The sequence below is a fragment of the Campylobacter concisus genome, from assembly GCF_902460535.1.
Classification (GTDB): domain Bacteria; phylum Campylobacterota; class Campylobacteria; order Campylobacterales; family Campylobacteraceae; genus Campylobacter_A; species Campylobacter_A concisus_AS.
Window position 1 is genome coordinate 156,717 of sequence record NZ_CABPTV010000004.1, and the last position, 20,482, is coordinate 177,198.

Here is a 20,482-nt window from a genome sequence, read left to right on the forward strand (position 1 = left end):
TTATAACGTATAAAAAGCTTTTAAATTTTTGAATAAAATTAGAAATTTCGGGTTTTATGTTGAAGTTAAATTTTTTATTTTGCTTTAAATTTTATTTGTTTTTGCGCAAAGCTTATAATATAGGCATTAGAAAAGTTTAGTTATATAGGCTAAATATATATAAATAAATTTTTTTAACTTATATACTTGACATTGATAAACTAAAGTTGTATAATCCGCTTAGCAATTAAAAAGAAAGAGTGCTAAAAGTGAGTAAAACAAATAAACGCGATTTGATACTAAATTCTATCATTGAAGCCTATTTGCAGAACAATGCGCCTATTGGCTCAAACGAGCTTGGCTCTCGCATGAGTATGGCGATACCGGCATCTACGATACGTGTTTATTTTAAAAAGCTTTCAGATGAGGGCGAGATCACAAAGCTTCACATCAGTGGCGGCAGGATCCCAACTATCGCTGCGATGAGGAGATATTGGAGTGAAATTTTTGCTGAAAGCGACATAAATTTAGAGATAAATGATCCAAGAAGCTTAAAGATGCTCTGTGATGAATTTGAGCTTTATTGTATGATTTTTGGCACGATTGACAAGGAGTTGCTAGAAATTTTAAATTTAAATGATAGATATTTGGTTTTAAATTTTAGTGGTGATGAGATCGTTATCAAATTTGACGCTAGGATGTATAAATTTTTAAACAACCTTATCGGAGTTAGTTTAGACAAGCTTGAGCTTATCTGCTCTCAAGTTGGCTTAAGCGAACTAAAAAACAAGATAAGAGAGCTTAAGAGGACTAAAATTTACTTCCAAGAAAATGAAATTTTAGCCTTTGATATGTTTAAGGATAGACGCTTTAAGATGGTTTTTGACCCAAGTTTTAGCTTGCAGATGGATGAAGAACTTACATTTTCTCCTATGTTTGATGAAAATTACATGGGGCTTAAATTTAAAGCAAACTACCTTGGTAGCGAGGCACAGATGATCTGTGCTGGCAGTGTTTATACTGATTATGTGAAATTTATAAATCTAATAAAGGAGGTCGCGTGAGCGAAGAGACAAAAGAGCAAAATCTACCTGAGGTCGAGCCTGTGCAAGAGGCAGCTAGCGATAGCGTAAATTTAGATGCACTTGGCGATATCTCAAAAGTGGAGAAGCTCGAAAAAGAGCTTGGTGAGATCACTGATAAATATTACAGAGCGAATGCTGAGTTTGAAAATATCAAAAAGCGTTACGAAAAAGAGAAAGCAGACGTTGCAAGCTATGCAAATGAGAAATTTGCAAGGGACTTGCTACCAGTCATCGATGCGCTTGAGATCGCTGCAAATTTTGACCCAGAGGATGATGAATTTGCTAAAAAGATCAAAGAGGGTATTTTGATAACGATAAATCAGTTTAAGAAATGTTTTGAAAAGCATGGCGTGAGCGAGATCGCAACTGATGCCGAGTTTGATCCAAATGTGCATAATGCCGTTTTAAGGGTTGATAGCGAGGAGAAGCAAAGCGGTCAGATCGTGCAAGCTTTGCAAAAAGGCTATATGATAAATGGTAGGGTTTTGCGCCCAGCTATGGTCAGTGTGGCAAACTAAATTTAAAAAATAAATCTAATAAAGGAAAAATATGTCAAAAGTTATAGGTATAGACTTAGGTACAACAAACTCTTGTGTGAGCGTTTTTGAGCGCGGCGAGAGCAAGGTTATCCCAAACAAAGAGGGCAAAAACACAACTCCATCTGTTGTTGCTTTTACAGACAAAGGTGAAATTCTAGTAGGTGATGTTGCAAAACGTCAAGCAGTTACAAACCCTGAAAAAACGATATATTCTATCAAACGTATCATGGGTTTGATGAGTAATGAAAAAAATGCTGAAGAGGCAAAGGCTCGCTTGCCATATCATGTCGTAGATAGAAATGGCGCTTGCGCGGTTGAGATCGCTGGCAAGGTCTATACTCCGCAAGAAATTTCAGCAAAAATTCTTATCAAACTAAAAGAAGACGCTGAAGCATATCTTGGCGAGAGCGTGACAGACGCGGTTATCACTGTGCCTGCATACTTTAACGATAGCCAAAGAAAGGCTACAAAAGAAGCTGGAACGATCGCTGGTCTAAACGTGCTTCGTATCATCAACGAGCCAACAGCTGCGGCACTTGCTTATGGTCTTGATAAAAAAGAGGCTGAGAAAATTTTAGTTTATGACCTAGGTGGCGGTACATTTGACGTTACAGTGCTAGAAACTGGCGATAATATCGTTGAAGTTTTGGCAACTGGCGGTAATGCATTCTTAGGTGGCGATGACTTTGATAACAAGATCATCGACTGGTTGGTAAGTGAGTTTAAAAACGAAACTGGTATCGATCTAAAAGGCGATATCATGGCGCTTCAACGCTTAAAAGAAGCCGCTGAAAATGCTAAAAAAGAGCTAAGCTCAGCTCAAGAGACTGAGATAAATTTACCATTTATCACAGCTGACGCGACTGGTCCAAAACACCTTGTCAAAAAGCTAACTCGTGCTAAATTTGAAGGTATGATCGACTCACTTGTGGGCGAGACTATCACTAAGATAAATGAAGTCATCAAAGATGCAGGCCTAAGCAAGGGCGACATCAAAGAGGTCGTAATGGTCGGTGGTTCAACTCGTGTGCCACTTGTTCAAGAAGAGGTTAAAAAAGCATTTGGCAAAGAGCTAAACAAGAGCGTAAATCCAGATGAAGTCGTAGCTATCGGTGCTGCGATCCAAGGTGCAGTTATAAAAGGCGACGTAAAAGACGTGCTACTTCTTGACGTTACTCCACTTAGCCTTGGTATCGAGACACTTGGCGGCGTGATGACTAAGATCATCGAAAAAGGCACAACTATACCAACTAAGAAAAGTCAAGTCTTCTCAACTGCAGAAGATAACCAAAGTGCCGTTACTATCATGGTTTTACAAGGTGAGCGTGAGTTTGCTAGGGATAATAAATCACTTGGTAACTTCAACTTAGAGGGCATCCCAGCAGCTCCAAGAGGCGTGCCTCAAATCGAAGTTGAATTTGACATCGACGCAAACGGAATTTTAACCGTTTCAGCAAAAGATAAAGCAACTGGTAAAGCGCAAAATATCACTATCTCTGGATCAAGCGGTCTTAGCGAAGATGAGATAAATAGCATGGTAAAAGACGCTGAGCTTCACAAAGAAGAGGATAAAAAACGTAAAGATGCAGTTGAAGCTAGAAACCAAGCAGACGCGCTAGTTCATCAAACTGAAAAGAGCATGATCGAGCTTGGCGAGAAAGTCCCAGCTGATGATAGAAGCAACATCGAAGCTGCGCTAAATGATCTAAAAGAGGTCTTAAAAGATGAAAACTCTTCAAAAGAGCAGATCGATGCAAAGGTAGAAGCCCTAAGCAAAGCTAGCCACAAACTTGCAGAAGCTATGTATAAAAAAGATGAAAACGCTGGCGCAAACGGCGGCAATAAAAAAGACGACGACGTAATAGACGCTGAAGTCGAGTAAAACTCCTAGAGCAGGGCGCTTGCCTTGCTCTTTTAACTTATAAATTTAAACCTCTAAACACTTCTTAACACACTCTCACAACATCATCTTATAAGATGAAAAGTATAAATTTCTAAAATGCATAAATTTAGCCGCGCCTAAAAATTTAAGACCTTCTTACAATCTCTATCCACCTATCAAGCTCTTGTTGCTCGGCTTTTAGCGTGCTACCTTCGCCGTGTCCTGGATAAAGTGCGAAGTCGCCATTTAGATTTTTGCATTTTTCTAAACTTTTTAGCATCTCATTTTTATCTGAAAATGGAAAGTCCCAGCATCCGATGCTACCTTTAAATAAAAAATCCCCACTAAAGATCGCATCTTCTATCTCTATCATCGAGCAACCTGGTGTGTGTCCTGGAAAATGGTGAAATTTAAAAGAAAAGTCACCCACCGCAAAGCTCTCATCGCCATCAACTAAAATGTCTGGCACAAAGGTATTTTTCATATAGCCAAAAATGTCACTCTCACACATAAAAGCATCAAATTTATTGATATAAACTGGGATTTTTAACTCATTTTTTAGCTCGCTCACGTCGTAAATATGATCAAAATGTCCATGAGTGCAAAGTATCGCCTTTAAATTTTGTGCATTTTGCAAAACACACTCTTTTGCGCCGTCGCCTGGATCTATCACCAAACTTGAGCCATTTTTGGTAACAATGTAGCAATTTGTCCCAAAATCGCCAAAATTTTTATGCATTACTCTCATTTTTTACCTTAAATTTATTATTTCTTAAATATTTGCATCTTTTTACTTAAACTTAAAGAAAAATTTTAAATTTAATTAGTATAATTTTTGCAAAAGGAAGCAAATTTAGGCAAAGGGACAATGAAGGGGTATCAAAAAATAGAAGAAACCTTAGTTTTTAGCTTAAAAGATAAAACTAAAGGTAAAAAACTACTATTAGGCGTAAGCGGCGGTATTGATTCTGCTGTGGTTGCGACACTTTGTGCGAGAGCAAAGCCAGATGAAACTCATGCACTCATCATGCCAACAGCATCATCAAACAGACAAAATATGGATGACGCCTTAAATTTATGCGAAAAACTAAACATAAAATACAAGGTTTTATCCATAGAGGGCATTTTAAATGCCTTTTGCGAAACGATAGATGCAAATTTAAGCAATTTAAGAAAAGGGAATTTAGCAGCTAGAGTTAGAATGAGCTTGCTTTATGATTATTCATCTAGTATAAACGCTCTAGTCATCGGCACAAGCAACAAAAGTGAGCTTATGCTTGGCTATGGCACTATATTTGGGGATTTAGCATGCGCGATAAATCCTATCGGAGAGCTTTATAAGAGTGAAATTTTTGAATTTGCAAAACATCTTGGTGTTGATGAAAATTTTATCAAAAAAGCACCTTCTGCTGATCTTTGGGATGGACAAAGTGACGAGGGCGACATAGGTTACAGCTATGCTGTTATCGACGAGATTTTACAAAATTTAGAAAATAACAAGGAGCAAGCCATCAAAAAGTTTGGATTAAAAGCGGTCTTGGATATAGAAAATAGAGTTGTGTCAAACAGGTTTAAACGACAAATGCCGTTGATAGTGAAAATTTAAAGGATTAAAGATGAGAGAAATTCCGTTTTACAAACCAACTATCACTGAGCGTGAGAGTGAGCTTATCGAAGAGGCTTTGCATTCTGAAAATGCTACTGATACGGTTGCTAAATTTGAAGAAAAGCTAAAAGAGTACTTTGGTGCTAAATTTGTTGTCACTACAAATAACATCGCAGCAGCGCATCATCTGGCTCTAAGTGCGATGGATACAAAGCGCGGTGACAAGGTCATCTGCTCAGTAAATGCCTTCCCTAGCGTGGCTCAGGCTGTTAGGCATTTTGATGCTGAGCCTATCTTTGTCGATATCGATGAAGAGGACTTTAACATCAGCCCAGAAGCCCTTGAAAAGGTGCTAAAAGAGCAAAATCACAAGAAATTAAAATGTGCTTTTATCTCACACATCGCTGGACAAAGCGCTAGACTTGATGAGATAAAGGCTATCTGCGAAAAATATGGCATCGTCGTTTTAGATGATGCAAACCGAGGCATAGGACTAACATATAACGGCAAAAAGGTTGGTTCGGACTCGTTTTTGTCATGCTTTCAGACAAACTCACGCGTGCAAAATCCTATCTCAACAGTTGGATTTTTCACGACAAATGACGAAGAGGTCTATAAAAAAGCAAAACTACTTCGTAACTATGCCCTTGTAAATGGTATAGATAAATTTGGTAGTTTAAGCTACATCTATGACGTCGTTGATATAGGTTTAAAATACGACATAAACTCGATAAATGCGGCATTTTCTATCGCCCAGCTTGAAAAGACAGACGAGCTCATAAAACGTAGAAAAAAGATCGCTGAAATTTACGATAAAGAGCTTAAAGAGTGTCACAACATCACAACTCCAGTCAAAAAACGCGAGCACATCTACACTCAGTACATCATCAAGATAAATAAAAACCGCGACAGCTTTGCTAGAGAGCTTTTGGAGCGTGGAATTCACACTTCGTTGCACTACATACCGATACATTTGCTAAGCTATTATAAAAATAAATATTCGCTTAAAGTAAATGACTTCCCAAATGCTCTAAAGACATATCAACAAGTCTTGTCGCTACCTATATATCATAGTTTGAGCGACGAAGAGGTGCAATATATCTGCAACACTGTAAAAGAAATTTCTAAATCTCGTGTTTAAGAAATTTAACATCCTTTTACACTCTTGGGCGAATAACTACTTCTTTCGCCCAAATTTCTTTCAAATTTTACTAGCATTTTTACTTTTGCCACTAAGTTTTATCTACGCTTTAGTCGTTATTTGCAAGAATTTTAGCGCGCAAAAAAAAGAGTTTGGTATAAAGATAATAAGCGTTGGAAATTTGACCCTTGGAGGAAGCGGCAAGACCCCACTTTGCATCGCTATCGCTAAGAATTTCGAAGGCGCTTTTATCATCCTTAGAGGCTATAAAAGAAAGAGCAAAGGCATGCAAGTTGTCGCAAGGGATGGAGAAATTTTACTTGACGTGGCGGCAAGTGGCGATGAGGCGATGATATACGCTACAAGCCTTAAAAACGCAAATGTGATCGTTAGTGAAGATAGAAAAGTAGCCATAGACTACGCCAAAACTCACGGCGCAAAGTATATCTTGCTGGATGATGGATTTTCTAAATTTGATATAGCCAAATTTGATATTTTGGTGCGCCCAAACCCAGAGCCAAAGCTAAAGCTTTGCCTGCCAAGCGGGGCTTATAGATATCCATTTAGCTTTTATAAATTTGGTGATTTCATCGCACGTGAGGGGCAAACTCACTTTAGAAAGAGCGAAATTTTAAACAAAAGCGAAAAAATGGTGCTAGTAACCGCCATAGCAAACCCAGCCCGCCTTGAAGCATTTTTTAGTGAGTGCGTGGGGCAGGTATTTTTCCCTGATCACTACGACTTTTCAAAAGAAGAGCTAAGTGAAATTTTACAAACCTACGGCGCGACCTCGCTTTTGATGACGCAAAAGGACTATGTAAAGGTAAAGGACTTTGGGCTGAGAGTTTCGCTTATCACGCTTGAAGTTACGCTAAGCAAGGAGTTTAAAAAGGTTTTGGCGCAGCAAATTTAAGCCCATTTTGTTATAATGAGCCACTTTTTAAAAGGAAAATTTAGATCAAAATGAGAATTTTAATCACCTCAGTCGCAGAGAAAAAAGAGGCAAAAAAACTAAGCAAAAAGCTCGTGAAAAAGGGACTTGCAGCTTGCGTGAGTAGCTTTAGCGCAAAGAGCATTTATCTTTGGCAAGAGAAGCTTTGTGATGAAAAAGAGCAAATTTTACTCATAAAAACAGACATGAAATTTAAAAAAGTAGCTAAATTTATAAGAAAGCATCACAGCTACGAAACCCCAGAAATTTTGGCACTTAAGCCAAAAGAGATATTTAAAAAATATGAAAATTGGATAAAAAAATCAACCAAAAAAGGCAAAAAATGAGACTAACACCAACTAGAAGCGTGAAAGATGAAAAGGTAAAAAATGTAAATTTAAGCACAGCCATGCTTAGCCCAAGCTCCGCTCACGGCGGACTTTACGCGCCAAAGAAGTTACCAAAGATCACAAAGGTAAAGTGGCAAGAGCTCTCAAGCCTAAGCTACGAAAAGCTCGCACTTCACATCATCTCGCTATTTAAATTTGATGTGCCAGAGGCGTTTTTAAAAAAAGCACTCAAGAGATATGCAAGCTTTGATGATCCAAAGCACCCTGTCATTTTTAAAAAAATAGATAAAAATTTATACGTAAATGAGCTCTATCACGGCCCAACTAGGGCATTTAAGGATATGGCGCTTCAGCCTTTTGGCTCGCTACTTAGCCAGCTAGCAAAAGAGCGAGGCGAAAAATACCTTATCATGTGCGCGACAAGCGGTGACACGGGTCCTGCGACGCTTCAGACCTTTGCAAATGACGAAAATATAAGGGTTGTCTGCCTCTATCCAGACGGCGGTACGAGTGAGGTGCAAAAGCTTCAGATGCAGACCATGCAGGGTGAAAATTTAAAGGTTTTTGGCATAAAAGGCGACTTTGACGACGCTCAAAGGGCGCTAAAAACGTTGCTTGCAAATGATAATTTTAAGGCCGAGCTTAAGAAAAAGCGTCTTAAACTAAGTGCGGCAAACTCGGTAAATTTTGGAAGAATTCTATTTCAGATCATCTACCACGCCTATGCCTACGCAAATTTGCTAAAACAAAAGGCGCTTAAGGCAAACGAGAGCTTTGACATCATCGTGCCAAGCGGAAATTTCGGCAATGCACTTGGAGCGTATTACGCTAAAAAAATGGGCGCAAAGATCGGCAAGATCAAGATCGCCTCAAACGCAAACAACATCTTGACGCAGTTTTTTACGACCGGCGTTTACGACCTAAGAGACAAAAAGCTAGTTAAGACGATAAGCCCAGCCATGGATATCTTAATCAGCTCAAACGTCGAGCGCTTGCTATTTGATAAATTTGGAAGCGTTAGAACTAATGAGCTTATGCAAAGCCTTGCTAAAAATAAATTTTATAAGCTTAGCAAGCAAGAGCTTGAAGCGCTAAAAGAGGACTTTGAGGCTAGCTGGTGCGACGACAAAGAGTGCGAGGCATACATCGCAAAGCTCGCAAAGGACGGCTACGCGATCGATCCGCATACGGCAACTTGCTTTAAAATGGTGGATGCTGGACGCATAAACGTTATCACATCGACCGCGCACTGGATGAAATTTACTCCAAGCATGATCAAGGCGTGCCAGATCAAAGATACAAAAGATGAAAAAGATGCGCTGGCAAAGACCGCTAAAATCTTAAACGATCATGTGCCAAACTCGATAAACTCGCTATTTAGCGCGAAAATTTTGCATAAAAATATCATAAAAGAGGACGAGATCGAAAAGTGCGTCCTAGAATGGATCGAGCGATGATAATCATCCCAGCCCGCCTTGCCTCAACAAGGTTTAGTAATAAAATTTTAAAAGAGATAAACGGCGTGCCGATGTTTGTGGCGACGGCTCTTAGAGTAAGCAGCGTGGATGATGTGGCGGTTGCGGTGGATGAGCCAAGCGTGCTTGATATCGCCAAGGCTCACGGCATAAAAGCTGTGCTAACTAGCAAAGATCATCAAAGTGGCACTGACAGGATAAACGAAGCGGCGCAAATTTTGGGGCTAAATGGGGGCGAGATCATCATAAACGTGCAAGCCGACGAGCCATTTATAGAGCCTGAAAATATCGCTAAATTTAGGGTATTTTGCGAGCAAAACAAGGAGAAAGCCTTTATGTTTTCTTGCTACAAAATGATGGACGATGAGTTTGCTGATGATAAAAATTTAGTCAAAGTGGTGACTGATTTTGAGGGCTATGCGCTCTATTTTTCAAGATCGAGGATACCATTTAACAGAAGTGAGTGCAAAAACTACAAGGCGCACCTTGGCATCTATGGATACAGCGTAAAAAGCCTAAAAGAGTTTTGCGGCCTCTTACCTTCAAGCCTTGAAAATACCGAGAAGCTCGAGCAGCTGCGTGCCCTAGAAAATGGCAAAAAGATAGTGATGCTAGAGGTTGAAAGTCAAAGTATCGGCATCGATAGCGAAGAGGACTACCAAAGAGCGCTAGCTAAATTTGGCAAATGAACCTAAATTTGCTCTGTTTGGGCGTTTTGGTTGCCGCAGAGCAAGTTCTAAATTTTTATAAATTTGGGTAATGGTTTGGCTGATATTTTGTATTTGATTTTGTGGTCTTGTTCGTCGCTTGCTTGCACGTGATTTTGATTAAGTTCTAGCTGTGTTATTTGTTAAATTTACTACAAATTTCATATTTTTAAATTTATTTGAAAAATTTTGTCTATTTGCTGAGATATTCTAAATTGCAAACTTGACTGAAGTTTTTTGACTTCGCGGTCTTGTTTGCGCGTGAGATGAGTGAAATTTGATTGCATTTTAGTTGAATCCTAAGGCTAAGTTAAATTTATTGTAATCTTCGCGGTTTGGGTTGTTTTAGCAAATTTTATATTTGCTGAGATATTTTAAAATTTCATGAATTTAAGATAATCGTAAGCTTTGTTTAGTTTTGTTTTCGCATTACGGTCTTGTAGCACGCGATTTGGTGCAAAATTTGATTAAATTTTTAGTTGTCTTGCTGCCTTGGCGCTAAACTAAATTTAGTTTCTATTTCTACTTGTTGGCATGTTTTAAAATTTGATAAATTTAAGATAATTTGCAAGTTTTGACTTTGCGATTTTACTTATGTCGCCGCACAATATAAATTTGATAGCTGATTTTACTTATTTGCTACATTTCTAGTTAGCTACAAGGTTTGCAAAGCCTAGATAAATTTAGCTGATAAATTTAAAAATCCAGCCAAATTTGCTTTTGTAATCTAAATTTTCTCAAGCTTTGCTAGGAAATTTTGAGCATTTATAAAGCCGATCGTTCTAAGTGATTTTTGCTCTTCGCCGTTTTTAAAAAGTAGAAGTGCAGGCGGATCAATGAGCTCAAAATTTCTTAACATCTCATCATTTTGCGACCCGCCACTTGTCACGTCGATGCGAATAAGCATAAAATTTGCCAAAGCATTTTTCACGCCAGCGTCTTTAAAAGTGATATGCTCTATCTCTTTGCAGCTCGCGCACCAGTCGGCGTAAAAATCCACCAGCACTGGCTTACTTGAGCTTTTTATCATCTCATTTAACTCGTTTAAATTCCTAGCTTGTTTAAAATTTAGCTCACTCTCGTTTTTGGCTAAATTTAGCCCAGAAAGCGGCGAAAATGCGTCTTTTGAGCCCAAAAATGCGCCAATTATTAGCATGAAAGAGTAGATAAAAGCTAGCATGCAAAGTGCTTTTTTAAATTTAGCCCAGCCGTTATTTGCTGCTTCAAACGCCCCAAGATAAATGGCTGCAAAGACGCCTATGACGCCATAACCAAGTAGCTCAAAAAACGCTCCAAGCACGCGTGCAAGGATCCAAACGGCCATGATGAGCATCAAAAAGCCAAAGAGTTTTTTGACCTCGTCCATCCAGCCACCAGGTCTTGGCAGGAGCTTGCCAGAGCTTAGCCCTATCACAAGAAGTGGCACGCCCATGCCAAGCCCCATGACAAAGAGCATGATGCCCCCATAAAGTGCATCTCCGCTTTGCGCGATATAAAGAAGTGCGCCTGCTAGCGGTGCTGCCACGCAAGGCGAGACGATGAGCGCTGAGGCAAAGCCCATGATGAAAACGCCGATGAGACCCGAGCTGTTTTGCGACTTTTTGCTAATCATATTTTCAAATTTAGAGGGCAGTTTGATGTCGTAAAAGCCAAACATACTAAAGCTTAAGATGACAAAAATGGCCGCAAATGCGCCGAGCACGTAGATGTTTTGGAGTGTCCCTGCGATGCCAAAGCCAAGTAGGCTTGCTCCAACGCCAGCAAGCGCGTAAGCAAGGCTCATCGCAACTACATAAACTAGCGAGAGCAAAAAGCCTTTTTTAGCATTTAGACTGCCACCCTTTGAGACGATGATGCTTGATAAGATCGGTATCATTGGAAATACGCAAGGTGTGAGCGAAAGCAAGAGACCGTAGCCAAAAAAAGTGGCAAGTGAGATAAAAAAGTTTTTGCTACTTAGCTCGTTTGCAATGCTTTGATCTTCTGAAAGCTCGGTAAATTCAGGATTGGTTTCATCTTTTTGCTCTTTTTCAAAGGCTATGATGCTAAATTTGCCAAATTTCTCAAAGATGTCATAAATTTTAGTTTGCGGACGGTAGCAAATGCCATTTTTAGCGCAGCCTTGATAGCTTAAATTTAGCCTAGCATTGCCGTTTTTAAGATGCTCTTTTACTAAATTTAGTGGGATAAACAGCGAAAAATCTTTTGGGTAAATTTCGTATTCGCCAGTGTTTTCACTCTTTGGCATATTTAAGAGGCTGTTTATCTTCTCTTCGCCAAGCTTAACCTCAAAGCTATCTTTATAAAGGTAGATATTTTCGCCAAATTTAAACTTGATCTCAACGCCTTGTTCGTCGATACTTGGGCTTAAAACAAATGCCTTGCTAACATCTAAAACCTCGGCAAAAAGTGAGCTTGCAAATAAAATGAAAGAAAAAATAAATTTAAAAAACATGCTAATCCTTGCTAAATCAAAAGAGATGATTTTAGTCTAAATTCTTAAATTTATTCTATTTTATAGTAAAATCTTGAAAATTTTAGAAGGAGCGAAGATGTCAAAGGATAAAAAACACCAAAAAAGCGATAAACTTGGCTACGAAGAAGAGCTAAGACTGCTTCAGATAGAACTTTTAAAATTCCAAAATCATGTCAAAGACAAGGGACTTAGAGTGCTTATGCTAATGGAGGGGCGAGACGCAGCCGGCAAGGGCGGCACGATAAAACGCCTAACTGAGCATCTAAATCCGCGCGGTTGCCGTATCGTAGCGCTTACAAAGCCAAGTGATGTCGAGAAGACGCAGTGGTACTTTCAAAGATATGTGACGCATCTGCCAAGTGCTGGCGAGATCGTGATCTTTGATAGGAGCTGGTACAACAGAGCTGGGGTTGAGCCAGTGATGGGCTTTTGCACGCAGGCTGAGCATAAAGAATTCCTGCGTGAAGTGCCAAAATTTGAAGAGATGATCATAAACTCAGGCATCATTTTTTTTAAAATTTACCTCTCGATCACAAAAGAGGAGCAAAAAAAGCGCTTCAAAGAGCGTCTAAATGACCCACTAAAGCAGTTTAAAATCTCTCCAGTAGATCAAAAAGCGCAAGAACTTTGGGATCAGTACTCCATCGCCAAATACTCGATGCTGCTAGCCTCTCACAATAGCATCTCGCCGTGGGTGATCGTCTCAAGTGACAATAAAAAAGAGGCGAGGCTAAATGTCTTTAAATTTATCCTAACTCACGTAGAATATCCAAAAAAGATAGATGAGTATCTAAAATACGACAAAAGCGTCGTAAGAGATGGAAGCGAAGAGATCAAGCGCATAGAAGAGGGGCTTAATAAAGATAAGCTAAAGAGTATCGACTGAAAATTAGACTTGGCTGCAAATTTGGGTTTAAATTTACAGCCAAATTTTACTGCTAAACCCACCACATAAATTTAGCCAAAACGACCATTATCAGACAAAGAATAAGAGCTATGAGGTGCGAAAATTTACCAAATGGATCTGGCTTTTTTAAGATAGTGACATTAAAAACAGAGATGAAAGTGATAAGACACATAAGAAGCAAAACTGCAATCTTTGCTAGCAGTAGCTTTTGAAAGTCGCTTTGCCACCAACCATGCTCGCCTCCAAGATAGTCCTTTGCCATATATGCTCCACTTATCAAAAGTAGTAAAAATGCCGTGCCAAAAACCTTTGCACTACCTTTTGTATAGGCTTTCTTGACAGCTTCAAGGGTTTGTGGATTTATCGTTTTTTTGGCAAATGGATATATGCAAACATCAAAAAATACATAACCTATAAAGATAATTGCGCAAACTAAATGCGTAATGAGAAAGAAAAGATGCATTTTTTGCCTTTTTTGTTTGCATTATATAAATTTTATTAGTTGTATTTGCTGATTTTGATTAAGTATTGAGAAGTTTAGAAGATCCGAGCGAAAGCTCGCTCGGATAAATGTTTTTAGAAGCTATATTTTGCTTCAAATCTGATACGATCTTGTTTGTAGCTTTCGCCATCTTTTTTGTCTTTAGCAGCTGCATACCAAGAAAGGAATGTAAGTTTTTTGCTGTATTTGTAGCTAGCGTCAAGAGACCATTCGCTTCTTTTTGCTCTCTCTTTACCAAGTTCCCAGCTATAACCTTTGCCTTGAGTATATCCAGCACCAAAGCCAAATTTATCTATATCGTAACCAGCTTTAACAAACCAGTAGTCATTGTTTCCTTTGATGTTATTGTAGTATTGTCTGCCACCACTCATTACGCCATTTAAGATTTTTGTTGGATTGATTAGATCGCCATTTCCATCAAGTGTTGCAAATGAAATTTTATTATTGTCTTTGTTTTTAGCGTCAAAGTCTAAATAACCAGCATTAAGTTTAGCACCAAATAGTTTTGTGCCAGCTTGAATAGCCCAGAAATTAGCATCAGCTACATCTTTGTGATCTGAGTCATTGTGAACAAATTGACCTTTTAAGTTTAGGTTAATATCGTCAGTTACATTGAAGCTAACGCCAGCATCTGCACCATAAAGTGTAGCAACTTCAGAAATATTAGCTACAGCTATTTTAAATGAAAGTGGGTCATAGTTTCCAAGAGCTGCTAAATAATAAATATTTGCAGATGAATCACTAAATAGGCTGCCATCTACTAAATCGCCTACTAGTGGACCATTTGTATCCATACTCTCTGACTCAATAGCATCAAATGCAGCTGCTGCTAAAGTAAGACCTGGAACATCAGTATTTGTTACTTTAAGACCTGTGCCTGCTATATCTTTACCATCATAAAAAGTACCTAAGAGTTGTTTGCCAGCTGTAACAGTAGTGTTGCCTACTTTATAGCCTAGATACATCTCATATACACCAAATGATCCAGTTGTATTTGTTTTATCTGTGCCATTGTTATTAACATAATCATATCTATTGCTGAATTTACGTCCAGCATTATCGCCTGAACCATCATTTGCTTGATATCTTAGGTTTAAAACACCAAAGAAGTTGTCGTCTATAGCAGCTTTAAATGCTGTTTGCATTCTAAATGTATGAGCAGCTATGCTTGATTTTTTAGTGTCAGAGGCAGCGCTATCTTTAAAATGATCGTTTGTATAACGATATCTTGCGTATCCTGAAAGATCTACATTTTTTATAGCTTCTTCAAGTGGAGTTGCACTTGCAACGCTTGAAAATGCACCTAAAGCAACCAAAGCAGCTAAGCTAACTTTTGTAAGTTTCATCTAAATCTCCTTTTGATAAAAATGTTTTGAAAGGATATTATCATAGAAAATTAATTTTATAGCTTAAATTTAGTTAAAAATTTCAAAAATTATTACCGATCGTTTACCAAAATAAGATAATGAGATAAGATTTGTCTTTAAAATTTTGAGTTTATTTGAAGTTAAAAGATGAGAAAATTATATCTCATCAGTTAAATTTAGCCGTTGTTTTTGGCCTGCGCCTCTTCGCGCTCTTTCTTTTGTCTTATAGCGGCTTCTTTTTGGATATTTTTTTGCTGAGTGACAAAGATATGCTCTTCGAGCGTGACCAGCTGAAAGACACCTTCAAAGATCTTGATCTCTTTTACGTAGCCTATCACTTTTACCTCTCTTTTTCTACTCTCTTCAAACCTTGCTTGTGCGTCAAATTCGACCACATCGCCAAGCTTGAGCGGTCCAAAGAAATTTATCCTAGCTCCGATGCTAACGCAAAATTCTTCGTTTATAGCTAAAAGTGCTGCGTAGTTAGCCCCCATAAAGACAAAGCCGCTATGTATGAGCCCCTCAGCGTCACTTACCATGTCAGCCGTGGTAAAAAATCTAGTTTTTGCGTGATTTTTCTCAAGTAAAAATGCCGTTCCACTAAAATTTAGCTTTGTTAAAGGAGCTGTTTTTATCTCGTTTCTTAGCGGGTTTTCGTCCTCTGGGAGGATTATTTGCGACTCGTCTTTTGCTTCAAAAATATTTTCATCTGCCATATTTATCCTTAAATTTTAACTCTTACATAGGCTCTTTTTGGTGCTGGATAGCCCTCGATGGTCTTTGTGCTGTCATCTGGGTCTAAGAAATTTCCAAGGCTCTCTCCGTCTATCCACTGTGTTTTTCGCTGTTCGTTTAGATCAGTCGCCTTTGTATCAAGCAGGGTAAAATCCTTAAATTTAGCCCTCTCGCACCAGTTACAAAGCGCGCTAAGCGTTGGCACAAAGTAGATATTTGGAATTTTTGAGTACCTATCTTTTGGACTAAGTGCAAAGTCGCCATCCATATCTATATACATCGTATCTAAAAATAGCTCGCCGCCTGGATTTAGCGCGGTTTTTAGCTCTTTTAGCATCTTTATAGGATCGCTTCTGTGATATATCACGCCAAGGCAAAAAATGGTGTCAAATTTCGCTGCGTATTCTGGCAAGCTCTCTACCCCAAGAAGCTCATAGTTGATATTTGAGCAGATAAATTTATTTAAAAACTTAAACTGCAAATATGTATGCACGCTAGGATCAAAGCCAGTTATGCTTTTTGGACCGTACTCAAGCATCTTAAACATATAATATCCATTGTTGCAACCCACGTCAGCCACGCACTTGTTAGCTAAATTTAGGTGTGGGGCAAGGATATTAAATTTAATAAAACTTTGCCACTCGCTATCTATATATATATCATCAAGTAAAAATGGCCCTTTTCGCCAAGGCTTTAGGCTAAGAGCGAGGTTATAAATTTCATCTTTTTTGGCTTGATCTAAATTTTTAAATTTGACATTTACGCTATCAGAGAGGCTAAATTCGCAATCAAAATTTGCTAAATTTTCTATTTTATTTAAAATTTGCTTTTGCTGCTCGTTAAATTTGCTAAGATCCACGCTATTTCCAGTCGACGATGTTGTGCGGACACTCTTTTTGGTAGGTGCCAGTCGCGTCATAATACTCTTTACAATCATTATAATATTGCGTCGAAACTCCACGATCGTTCATATAAAGACAACCGTTGCAAAATAGCGCTATAAAGCCTAAAAATATAATCTTTTTCATGTGGCGGATTTTATCATAAATAAAAATTTTATGCTAGAATAGCAGGCAGTTTTAGAGCCAAGTTTGGCTAAGATTAAGCAAAAGGCATTTTATGCAAAGAAGAGATTTTTTTAAATTCAGTAGTTTTTTAGGTGCAGCAAGTCTGCTTCCAAGTGTCACTCTAGCTAGCGACGAGCCAGCAAACTCAGTAGTTAGAAATTTTGACGTAAATTTCAAACACCAGCTTCTTGAAAAGGGCAAAAGCTCGAGAATTTGGCTACCGCTCCCACTAAGCACCACTTATCAGCAACTAACCCAAGACTACGTCATAAACACAACTGCTAAAAACGTCTATATCTCAGACACGCTAATACCAACAATGTATGGCGAATTTGAAGAAAACGAGCAAAGACCTATTTTAAATATCCAGTTTAAAATTCAAACAACAGAGCGCAATACCGACTTTAGCAAGGTAAATTTCGATCCAAATGAGAAGGTCGATCCTGCTGTTTTGGAGTTTTTAAAACCAACTTCACACATCCCAACAGATGGCGTCGTAAGAGCAAAAGCGCTTGAGATCGTTGGAAATTTAAAGGGCGATTTGGAGCGCGCAAAAGCGATCTATACGTGGGTTGCAAACACTATGCAGCGTGACAATAGTATCCTTGGATGTGGCACAGGCGATGTTAAAGCCATACTTGAAAGTGGCAAGCTAGTTGGTAAATGCACCGACATAAACTCAGTTTTTGTGGGACTTTGCAGATCAGTTGGCATCCCTGCTAGAGAAATTTTTGGCATTAGAGTTGGTCAGTCTAGATTTTCAGACCAGATGGGTAGCGCAAAAGATGGCGTAGCTAAAATTTCAGGCGGACAGCACTGCAGGGCTGAGTTTTACCTAAAAGGCTATGGTTGGATACCGGTTGATCCAGCTGACGTCACAAAGGTAAGGCTGGGCGAGAAATTAACAAACGACGACGCTAAGATCGTAGCTGTTAGGGATTATTGCTTTGGTAACTGGGAGATGTGCTGGATAGGTTTTAACTACGGACGTGACTTTATCTTAAAGCCAACTCCAGAGCAAACACCGCTAAATAACTTTGGCTATCCATACGCTGAGGTTGATGGCAACACGCAAAACTACTATTCGCCAAAAGAATTTAGCTACGACTACGTATCAACAGAGCTAAAATGAGAGCCTTTTGGCTGATACTAACATCCATAGGTAGTGCTATCGGCGCTACCTTGTGCTGCTTGCCGGCACTTCTTTTCTTGCTTTTTGGCACTTCTTTTTCATTTCTATCTTGGACACAAAATTTATACGAGTACCGCGTCCCTTTAAGCGTCGTGGCAGTCATTTGCTTTGTGATCTCTGGTATCGCTCTGTTTTACAAGCCAAAAAGCTGCAACCTAAGCTATAAAAAGAAAAAATGGATACTTATATATATACTTTTTGGAGTGATTTTGCTTTTACTCCTTACATATCCGGAGCTTTTAGGAGAAATTTATGCGTAAAATTTTAGTTTTAGTTCTTCTTGCACTTAGTTGCTACGCTGAGAAAACGATAGAAATTTTAGTACCCAGCATGCACTGTCCGCTTTGCACGGCGATAGTAAGAAAGGCCGCACTTAGCGTTGAGGGCGTAAAAAAGGCAGACGTATCGCTAAAAGAGCGAAAAGCTGTCGTTGTAGCAGATGACAAGGTCGATGAAAAAGAGCTTTTAAAGGCGGTCGATGCGACTGGCTATAAGGGCGAGATAAAATAAATTTATGGAGGCAAATATGTCAAAGAGCGAAATTCTAACGAAATTTGAGACACTTGCAGCGATACCGCACTGCAGTTACGATACTGATAAGATGCGTGATTTTTTGGCTAGTTATGCAAAAGACAAGGGCTGTGAAGTCGTGGTCGATAGTTTTGGCAATGTTCATGCGTTTAAAGGCAAGCCAAAAATTTGCTTGCAAAGCCACTACGATATGGTCTGCATGGGCGATGCGCCAAAGATCGAGATAGTTTATGGCGATGATGGCTATATGAGGGCTAAAAACTCATCTTTAGGCGCAGATAACGGCATAGGCGTGGCTATAATGATGCAGATGATAAGCGAATTTGATGACATTGAGTGCCTCTTTACAAACAACGAAGAGGTCGGCATGGTCGGAGCTGCTGGCTTTAGCGGCGATCTAAAAGCCGATAAACTTTTAAATTTAGACAGCGAAGAGGATGACCGTGTCACTATCGGCTGCGCTGGCGGTATAAATTTATTTGCGACTATTGCGCTAGATAGTAAAAAAACAAAAGAGAGTACGCTTTACGAAGTAAAAGTGAGCGGCCTACCTGGCGGACACTCTGGCAACGAGATACATAAAAATATCCCAAATGCGATCAAGGTTTTGGCGGCATTTGTGACTAAAAATGGCTGCAAGCTTGTTAAATTTGAAGGTGGCGAGCGAAGCAACTCTATCCCAAGCGGCGCAACTGCACTGGTTTTAAGTGATAAGGAGCTAAAGAGCGAATGTGAAAATTTAAGCGTGAAAAAGCTTGGCACGGGAGATGAAATTTTAGAAAATGGCGAGAAAATTTTAGCTTTAATAAACTCATTTTCACAAGGTGTAAGAGCCTACAACTGCGAGCTAGGCATACCGCAAGATAGCGTAAATCTCTCTTTGGTAAAGATCAAAGATGATGGCACACTTGAAGTGGAGTTTTTTGCTAGATCTATGAGCAAAGACGGCCTAAATAGGATGGAATTTGAAATTTCTGAGCTTGCAAAAGCAGTTGGTTTTAACGTCATTTCAAAAGATAGAAACCCAGCTTGGAAGCCAGTTAATGATAAATTTGCAAACGATATCTTAGAAGAGCTTAAAATTTATAAACCAAATGCGAGGATAACAGCTGTGCATGCTGGACTTGAGTGTGGAGTGCTTTTGGAGAAAAAAGCAGGTCTTAGTGCATGTTCAATAGGACCAAACATCTACTCACCTCACTCTACAAGAGAGCACTGCGAAGTAGCTTCTGCGCTTTTTATCGAAAAAGTAGTTCGCGGTATCGTTAAAAAGTATAACTCATAATAAAACAAAATTTGCTAGAAATTTCTAGCAAATTTTTATCTATATCACCTTATCCTTGCTCTTACAAAGATCGTTTAATATGCACTCAAAACAAAGCGGCTTTTTAGCCTTGCAGGTGTAGCGTCCAAAAAGAACCATGCCTTGATGAAGCTTGCCAAGGTCGGTTTTAAAGGCAAGAGTTAGATCCTTTTCAGTCGCTTCTGGCGTCTTTGCGCTGCTTAAGCCAAGTCTATGCGATACTCTAAAAACATGCGTATCAACAGCCATTACATTTGCGTTTGTGGCTTCCAAAAGCACGACGTGAGCGGTCTTTTGCCCAACTCCAGCAAGCGCTTTTAGCTTCTCCTCATCAAGTGGAATTTCTCCGTTATAAAGCTCAACCACGCTGTTTGCCATTTTGATCAAATTTATGGCTTTGTTGTTGAAAAAACTGCATGAGTTTATCATGAGTTTTAGACTGGCTAAATTTGCGCTAGCTAGCTCAAAAACATCTTTATACGCCTCAAATAGAGCAGGAGTGATTAAATTTACCCTTTTGTCTGTGCACTGAGCTGAGAGCATGACGCAGACAAGCAACTCGTATAAATTTCTAAATTTAAGCTCGCTTTTGGCATCTTTAAATTCGTCCAAAAGTCTTCTTTTTATCTCTAAAATATCTTTTTTTGTTCTCATCTGGCTATTTTACCTAAAATTACAAGTTAAACGAAAAGTTACCGCATTATTTG

At 39.0% G+C, this 20,482-nt stretch carries 22 protein-coding genes; 14 read left to right on the top strand and 8 right to left on the bottom strand.

All coding sequences use genetic code 11. The annotated features are described in order from the left end of the window. Nucleotides 1–248: 248 nt before the first annotated feature. Genes FZ945_RS04630 through dnaK form a run of 3 tightly spaced genes read left to right on the top strand, consistent with a single transcriptional unit; the run spans nt 249 to nt 3,485 of the window. A complete protein-coding gene (locus FZ945_RS04630) occupies nt 249–1,043 on the top strand; it encodes an HrcA family transcriptional regulator (RefSeq protein WP_148802852.1) in 795 nt (264 codons plus the stop codon). Then, entirely contained in the window at nt 1,040–1,582 is a 543-nt protein-coding gene (gene grpE, locus FZ945_RS04635) for a nucleotide exchange factor GrpE (protein WP_148802855.1), read from the top strand. The genes FZ945_RS04630 and grpE overlap by 4 nt, the downstream gene beginning before the upstream one ends. A gap of 31 nt (nt 1,583–1,613) precedes the next feature. Next, on the top strand, nt 1,614–3,485 hold the full coding sequence (dnaK, locus tag FZ945_RS04640; RefSeq protein WP_148802857.1) for a molecular chaperone DnaK: 1,872 nt from the start codon (nt 1,614–1,616) through the stop codon (nt 3,483–3,485). A gap of 145 nt (nt 3,486–3,630) precedes the next feature. Here dnaK and FZ945_RS04645 read toward each other — a convergent pair whose 3' ends face one another. After that, complete coding sequence (locus tag FZ945_RS04645) at nt 3,631–4,233, bottom strand: MBL fold metallo-hydrolase (RefSeq protein ID WP_148802859.1); 603 nt, start codon at nt 4,231–4,233, stop codon at nt 3,631–3,633. A 120-nt stretch (nt 4,234–4,353) separates the two neighbouring features. Here FZ945_RS04645 and FZ945_RS04650 point away from each other — a divergent pair, with 120 nt between their 5' ends. From FZ945_RS04650 to kdsB, 6 genes are read left to right on the top strand one after another with little or no spacing between them, the layout of a single operon-like run. Next, entirely contained in the window at nt 4,354–5,091 is a 738-nt protein-coding gene (locus FZ945_RS04650) for an NAD+ synthase (RefSeq protein WP_148802862.1), read from the top strand. A gap of 10 nt (nt 5,092–5,101) precedes the next feature. Continuing rightward, nucleotides 5,102–6,232 (top strand): DegT/DnrJ/EryC1/StrS family aminotransferase, encoded by a 1,131-nt coding sequence (locus FZ945_RS04655; RefSeq protein ID WP_103606940.1) that lies wholly within the window; start codon nt 5,102–5,104, stop codon nt 6,230–6,232. Then, entirely contained in the window at nt 6,225–7,145 is a 921-nt protein-coding gene (locus FZ945_RS04660; RefSeq protein WP_148802864.1) for a tetraacyldisaccharide 4'-kinase, read from the top strand. The genes FZ945_RS04655 and FZ945_RS04660 overlap by 8 nt, the downstream gene beginning before the upstream one ends. A gap of 50 nt (nt 7,146–7,195) precedes the next feature. After that, nucleotides 7,196–7,510 (top strand): divalent-cation tolerance protein CutA, encoded by a 315-nt coding sequence (gene cutA, locus FZ945_RS10520; protein ID WP_187424158.1) that lies wholly within the window; start codon nt 7,196–7,198, stop codon nt 7,508–7,510. Continuing rightward, complete coding sequence (gene thrC / locus FZ945_RS04670) at nt 7,507–8,970, top strand: threonine synthase (RefSeq protein ID WP_148802866.1); 1,464 nt, start codon at nt 7,507–7,509, stop codon at nt 8,968–8,970. The genes cutA and thrC overlap by 4 nt, the downstream gene beginning before the upstream one ends. After that, entirely contained in the window at nt 8,967–9,677 is a 711-nt protein-coding gene (gene kdsB / locus FZ945_RS04675) for a 3-deoxy-manno-octulosonate cytidylyltransferase (protein ID WP_148803153.1), read from the top strand. The genes thrC and kdsB overlap by 4 nt, the downstream gene beginning before the upstream one ends. Before the next feature lie 745 nt (nt 9,678–10,422). Here kdsB and dsbD read toward each other — a convergent pair. After that, nucleotides 10,423–12,150, bottom strand: a complete 1,728-nt coding sequence (gene dsbD / locus FZ945_RS04680) for a protein-disulfide reductase DsbD (protein ID WP_148802868.1) — start codon at nt 12,148–12,150, stop codon at nt 10,423–10,425. 97 nt (nt 12,151–12,247) lie between these two features. Between dsbD and ppk2 the strand changes: the two genes are divergently transcribed. Next, nucleotides 12,248–13,057 carry a polyphosphate kinase 2 gene (gene ppk2 / locus FZ945_RS04685; RefSeq protein WP_002942696.1) on the top strand — a complete coding sequence of 270 codons (810 nt, stop codon included), beginning with the start codon at nt 12,248–12,250 and terminating at the stop codon, nt 13,055–13,057. A gap of 52 nt (nt 13,058–13,109) precedes the next feature. On the opposite strand, the gene FZ945_RS04690 is transcribed toward ppk2, so the two are convergent. From FZ945_RS04690 to FZ945_RS09765, 5 genes are all read right to left on the bottom strand, one after another. Then, entirely contained in the window at nt 13,110–13,541 is a 432-nt protein-coding gene (locus FZ945_RS04690; protein WP_107856705.1) for a trehalose-6-phosphate synthase, read from the bottom strand. Nucleotides 13,542–13,654: 113 nt separating this feature from the next. Next, on the bottom strand, nt 13,655–14,926 hold the full coding sequence (locus FZ945_RS04695; RefSeq protein ID WP_148802870.1) for a major outer membrane protein: 1,272 nt from the start codon (nt 14,924–14,926) through the stop codon (nt 13,655–13,657). A gap of 197 nt (nt 14,927–15,123) precedes the next feature. Then, nucleotides 15,124–15,663: a thioesterase gene (locus FZ945_RS04700; protein WP_087580924.1), complete on the bottom strand. Its 540-nt coding sequence runs from the start codon at nt 15,661–15,663 to the stop codon at nt 15,124–15,126. An 8-nt stretch (nt 15,664–15,671) separates the two neighbouring features. Continuing rightward, nucleotides 15,672–16,541, bottom strand: coding sequence for a tRNA 5-methoxyuridine(34)/uridine 5-oxyacetic acid(34) synthase CmoB (cmoB, locus tag FZ945_RS04705; RefSeq protein WP_262367157.1), 870 nt, complete (start codon nt 16,539–16,541; stop codon nt 15,672–15,674). A 1-nt stretch (nt 16,542) separates the two neighbouring features. Beyond that, nucleotides 16,543–16,710 (bottom strand): hypothetical protein, encoded by a 168-nt coding sequence (locus FZ945_RS09765; RefSeq protein WP_187424159.1) that lies wholly within the window; start codon nt 16,708–16,710, stop codon nt 16,543–16,545. A 91-nt stretch (nt 16,711–16,801) separates the two neighbouring features. On the opposite strand from FZ945_RS09765, the gene FZ945_RS04710 reads away from it, so the two are divergent. The 4 genes from FZ945_RS04710 to FZ945_RS04725 are packed head-to-tail and all read left to right on the top strand — an operon-like array spanning nt 16,802 to nt 19,757. Beyond that, on the top strand, nt 16,802–17,881 hold the full coding sequence (locus FZ945_RS04710) for a transglutaminase-like domain-containing protein (RefSeq protein WP_148802874.1): 1,080 nt from the start codon (nt 16,802–16,804) through the stop codon (nt 17,879–17,881). After that, nucleotides 17,878–18,201: a hypothetical protein gene (locus FZ945_RS04715; protein WP_021090140.1), complete on the top strand. Its 324-nt coding sequence runs from the start codon at nt 17,878–17,880 to the stop codon at nt 18,199–18,201. Before FZ945_RS04710 ends, FZ945_RS04715 begins: the two co-directional genes overlap by 4 nt. Then, on the top strand, nt 18,194–18,451 hold the full coding sequence (locus FZ945_RS04720; protein WP_148802876.1) for a heavy-metal-associated domain-containing protein: 258 nt from the start codon (nt 18,194–18,196) through the stop codon (nt 18,449–18,451). The genes FZ945_RS04715 and FZ945_RS04720 overlap by 8 nt, the downstream gene beginning before the upstream one ends. 16 nt (nt 18,452–18,467) lie before the next feature. Continuing rightward, complete coding sequence (locus tag FZ945_RS04725; protein ID WP_148802878.1) at nt 18,468–19,757, top strand: M28 family peptidase; 1,290 nt, start codon at nt 18,468–18,470, stop codon at nt 19,755–19,757. 39 nt (nt 19,758–19,796) lie between these two features. Here the strand turns inward: FZ945_RS04725 and nth are convergent, their stop codons facing one another. Next, nucleotides 19,797–20,429 (bottom strand): endonuclease III, encoded by a 633-nt coding sequence (gene nth / locus FZ945_RS04730; protein WP_148802880.1) that lies wholly within the window; start codon nt 20,427–20,429, stop codon nt 19,797–19,799. Between the last annotated feature and the right edge of the window lie 53 nt (nt 20,430–20,482).

Coding starts and splice junctions, on each gene's coding strand:
- ppk2 (WP_002942696.1), top strand. CDS start 12,248: ATGTCAAAGGATAAAAAACACCAAAAAAGCGATAAACTTGGCTACGAA.
- FZ945_RS04700 (WP_087580924.1), bottom strand. CDS start 15,663: ATGGCAGATGAAAATATTTTTGAAGCAAAAGACGAGTCGCAAATAATC.
- kdsB (WP_148803153.1), top strand. CDS start 8,967: ATGATAATCATCCCAGCCCGCCTTGCCTCAACAAGGTTTAGTAATAAA.
- FZ945_RS04650 (WP_148802862.1), top strand. CDS start 4,354: ATGAAGGGGTATCAAAAAATAGAAGAAACCTTAGTTTTTAGCTTAAAA.
- cutA (WP_187424158.1), top strand. CDS start 7,196: ATGAGAATTTTAATCACCTCAGTCGCAGAGAAAAAAGAGGCAAAAAAA.
- thrC (WP_148802866.1), top strand. CDS start 7,507: ATGAGACTAACACCAACTAGAAGCGTGAAAGATGAAAAGGTAAAAAAT.
- FZ945_RS04725 (WP_148802878.1), top strand. CDS start 18,468: ATGTCAAAGAGCGAAATTCTAACGAAATTTGAGACACTTGCAGCGATA.
- dsbD (WP_148802868.1), bottom strand. CDS start 12,150: ATGTTTTTTAAATTTATTTTTTCTTTCATTTTATTTGCAAGCTCACTT.
- FZ945_RS04690 (WP_107856705.1), bottom strand. CDS start 13,541: ATGCATCTTTTCTTTCTCATTACGCATTTAGTTTGCGCAATTATCTTT.
- FZ945_RS04715 (WP_021090140.1), top strand. CDS start 17,878: ATGAGAGCCTTTTGGCTGATACTAACATCCATAGGTAGTGCTATCGGC.
- FZ945_RS04710 (WP_148802874.1), top strand. CDS start 16,802: ATGCAAAGAAGAGATTTTTTTAAATTCAGTAGTTTTTTAGGTGCAGCA.
- FZ945_RS04720 (WP_148802876.1), top strand. CDS start 18,194: ATGCGTAAAATTTTAGTTTTAGTTCTTCTTGCACTTAGTTGCTACGCT.
- dnaK (WP_148802857.1), top strand. CDS start 1,614: ATGTCAAAAGTTATAGGTATAGACTTAGGTACAACAAACTCTTGTGTG.
- FZ945_RS09765 (WP_187424159.1), bottom strand. CDS start 16,710: ATGAAAAAGATTATATTTTTAGGCTTTATAGCGCTATTTTGCAACGGT.
- FZ945_RS04655 (WP_103606940.1), top strand. CDS start 5,102: ATGAGAGAAATTCCGTTTTACAAACCAACTATCACTGAGCGTGAGAGT.
- FZ945_RS04695 (WP_148802870.1), bottom strand. CDS start 14,926: ATGAAACTTACAAAAGTTAGCTTAGCTGCTTTGGTTGCTTTAGGTGCA.
- FZ945_RS04645 (WP_148802859.1), bottom strand. CDS start 4,233: ATGAGAGTAATGCATAAAAATTTTGGCGATTTTGGGACAAATTGCTAC.
- nth (WP_148802880.1), bottom strand. CDS start 20,429: ATGAGAACAAAAAAAGATATTTTAGAGATAAAAAGAAGACTTTTGGAC.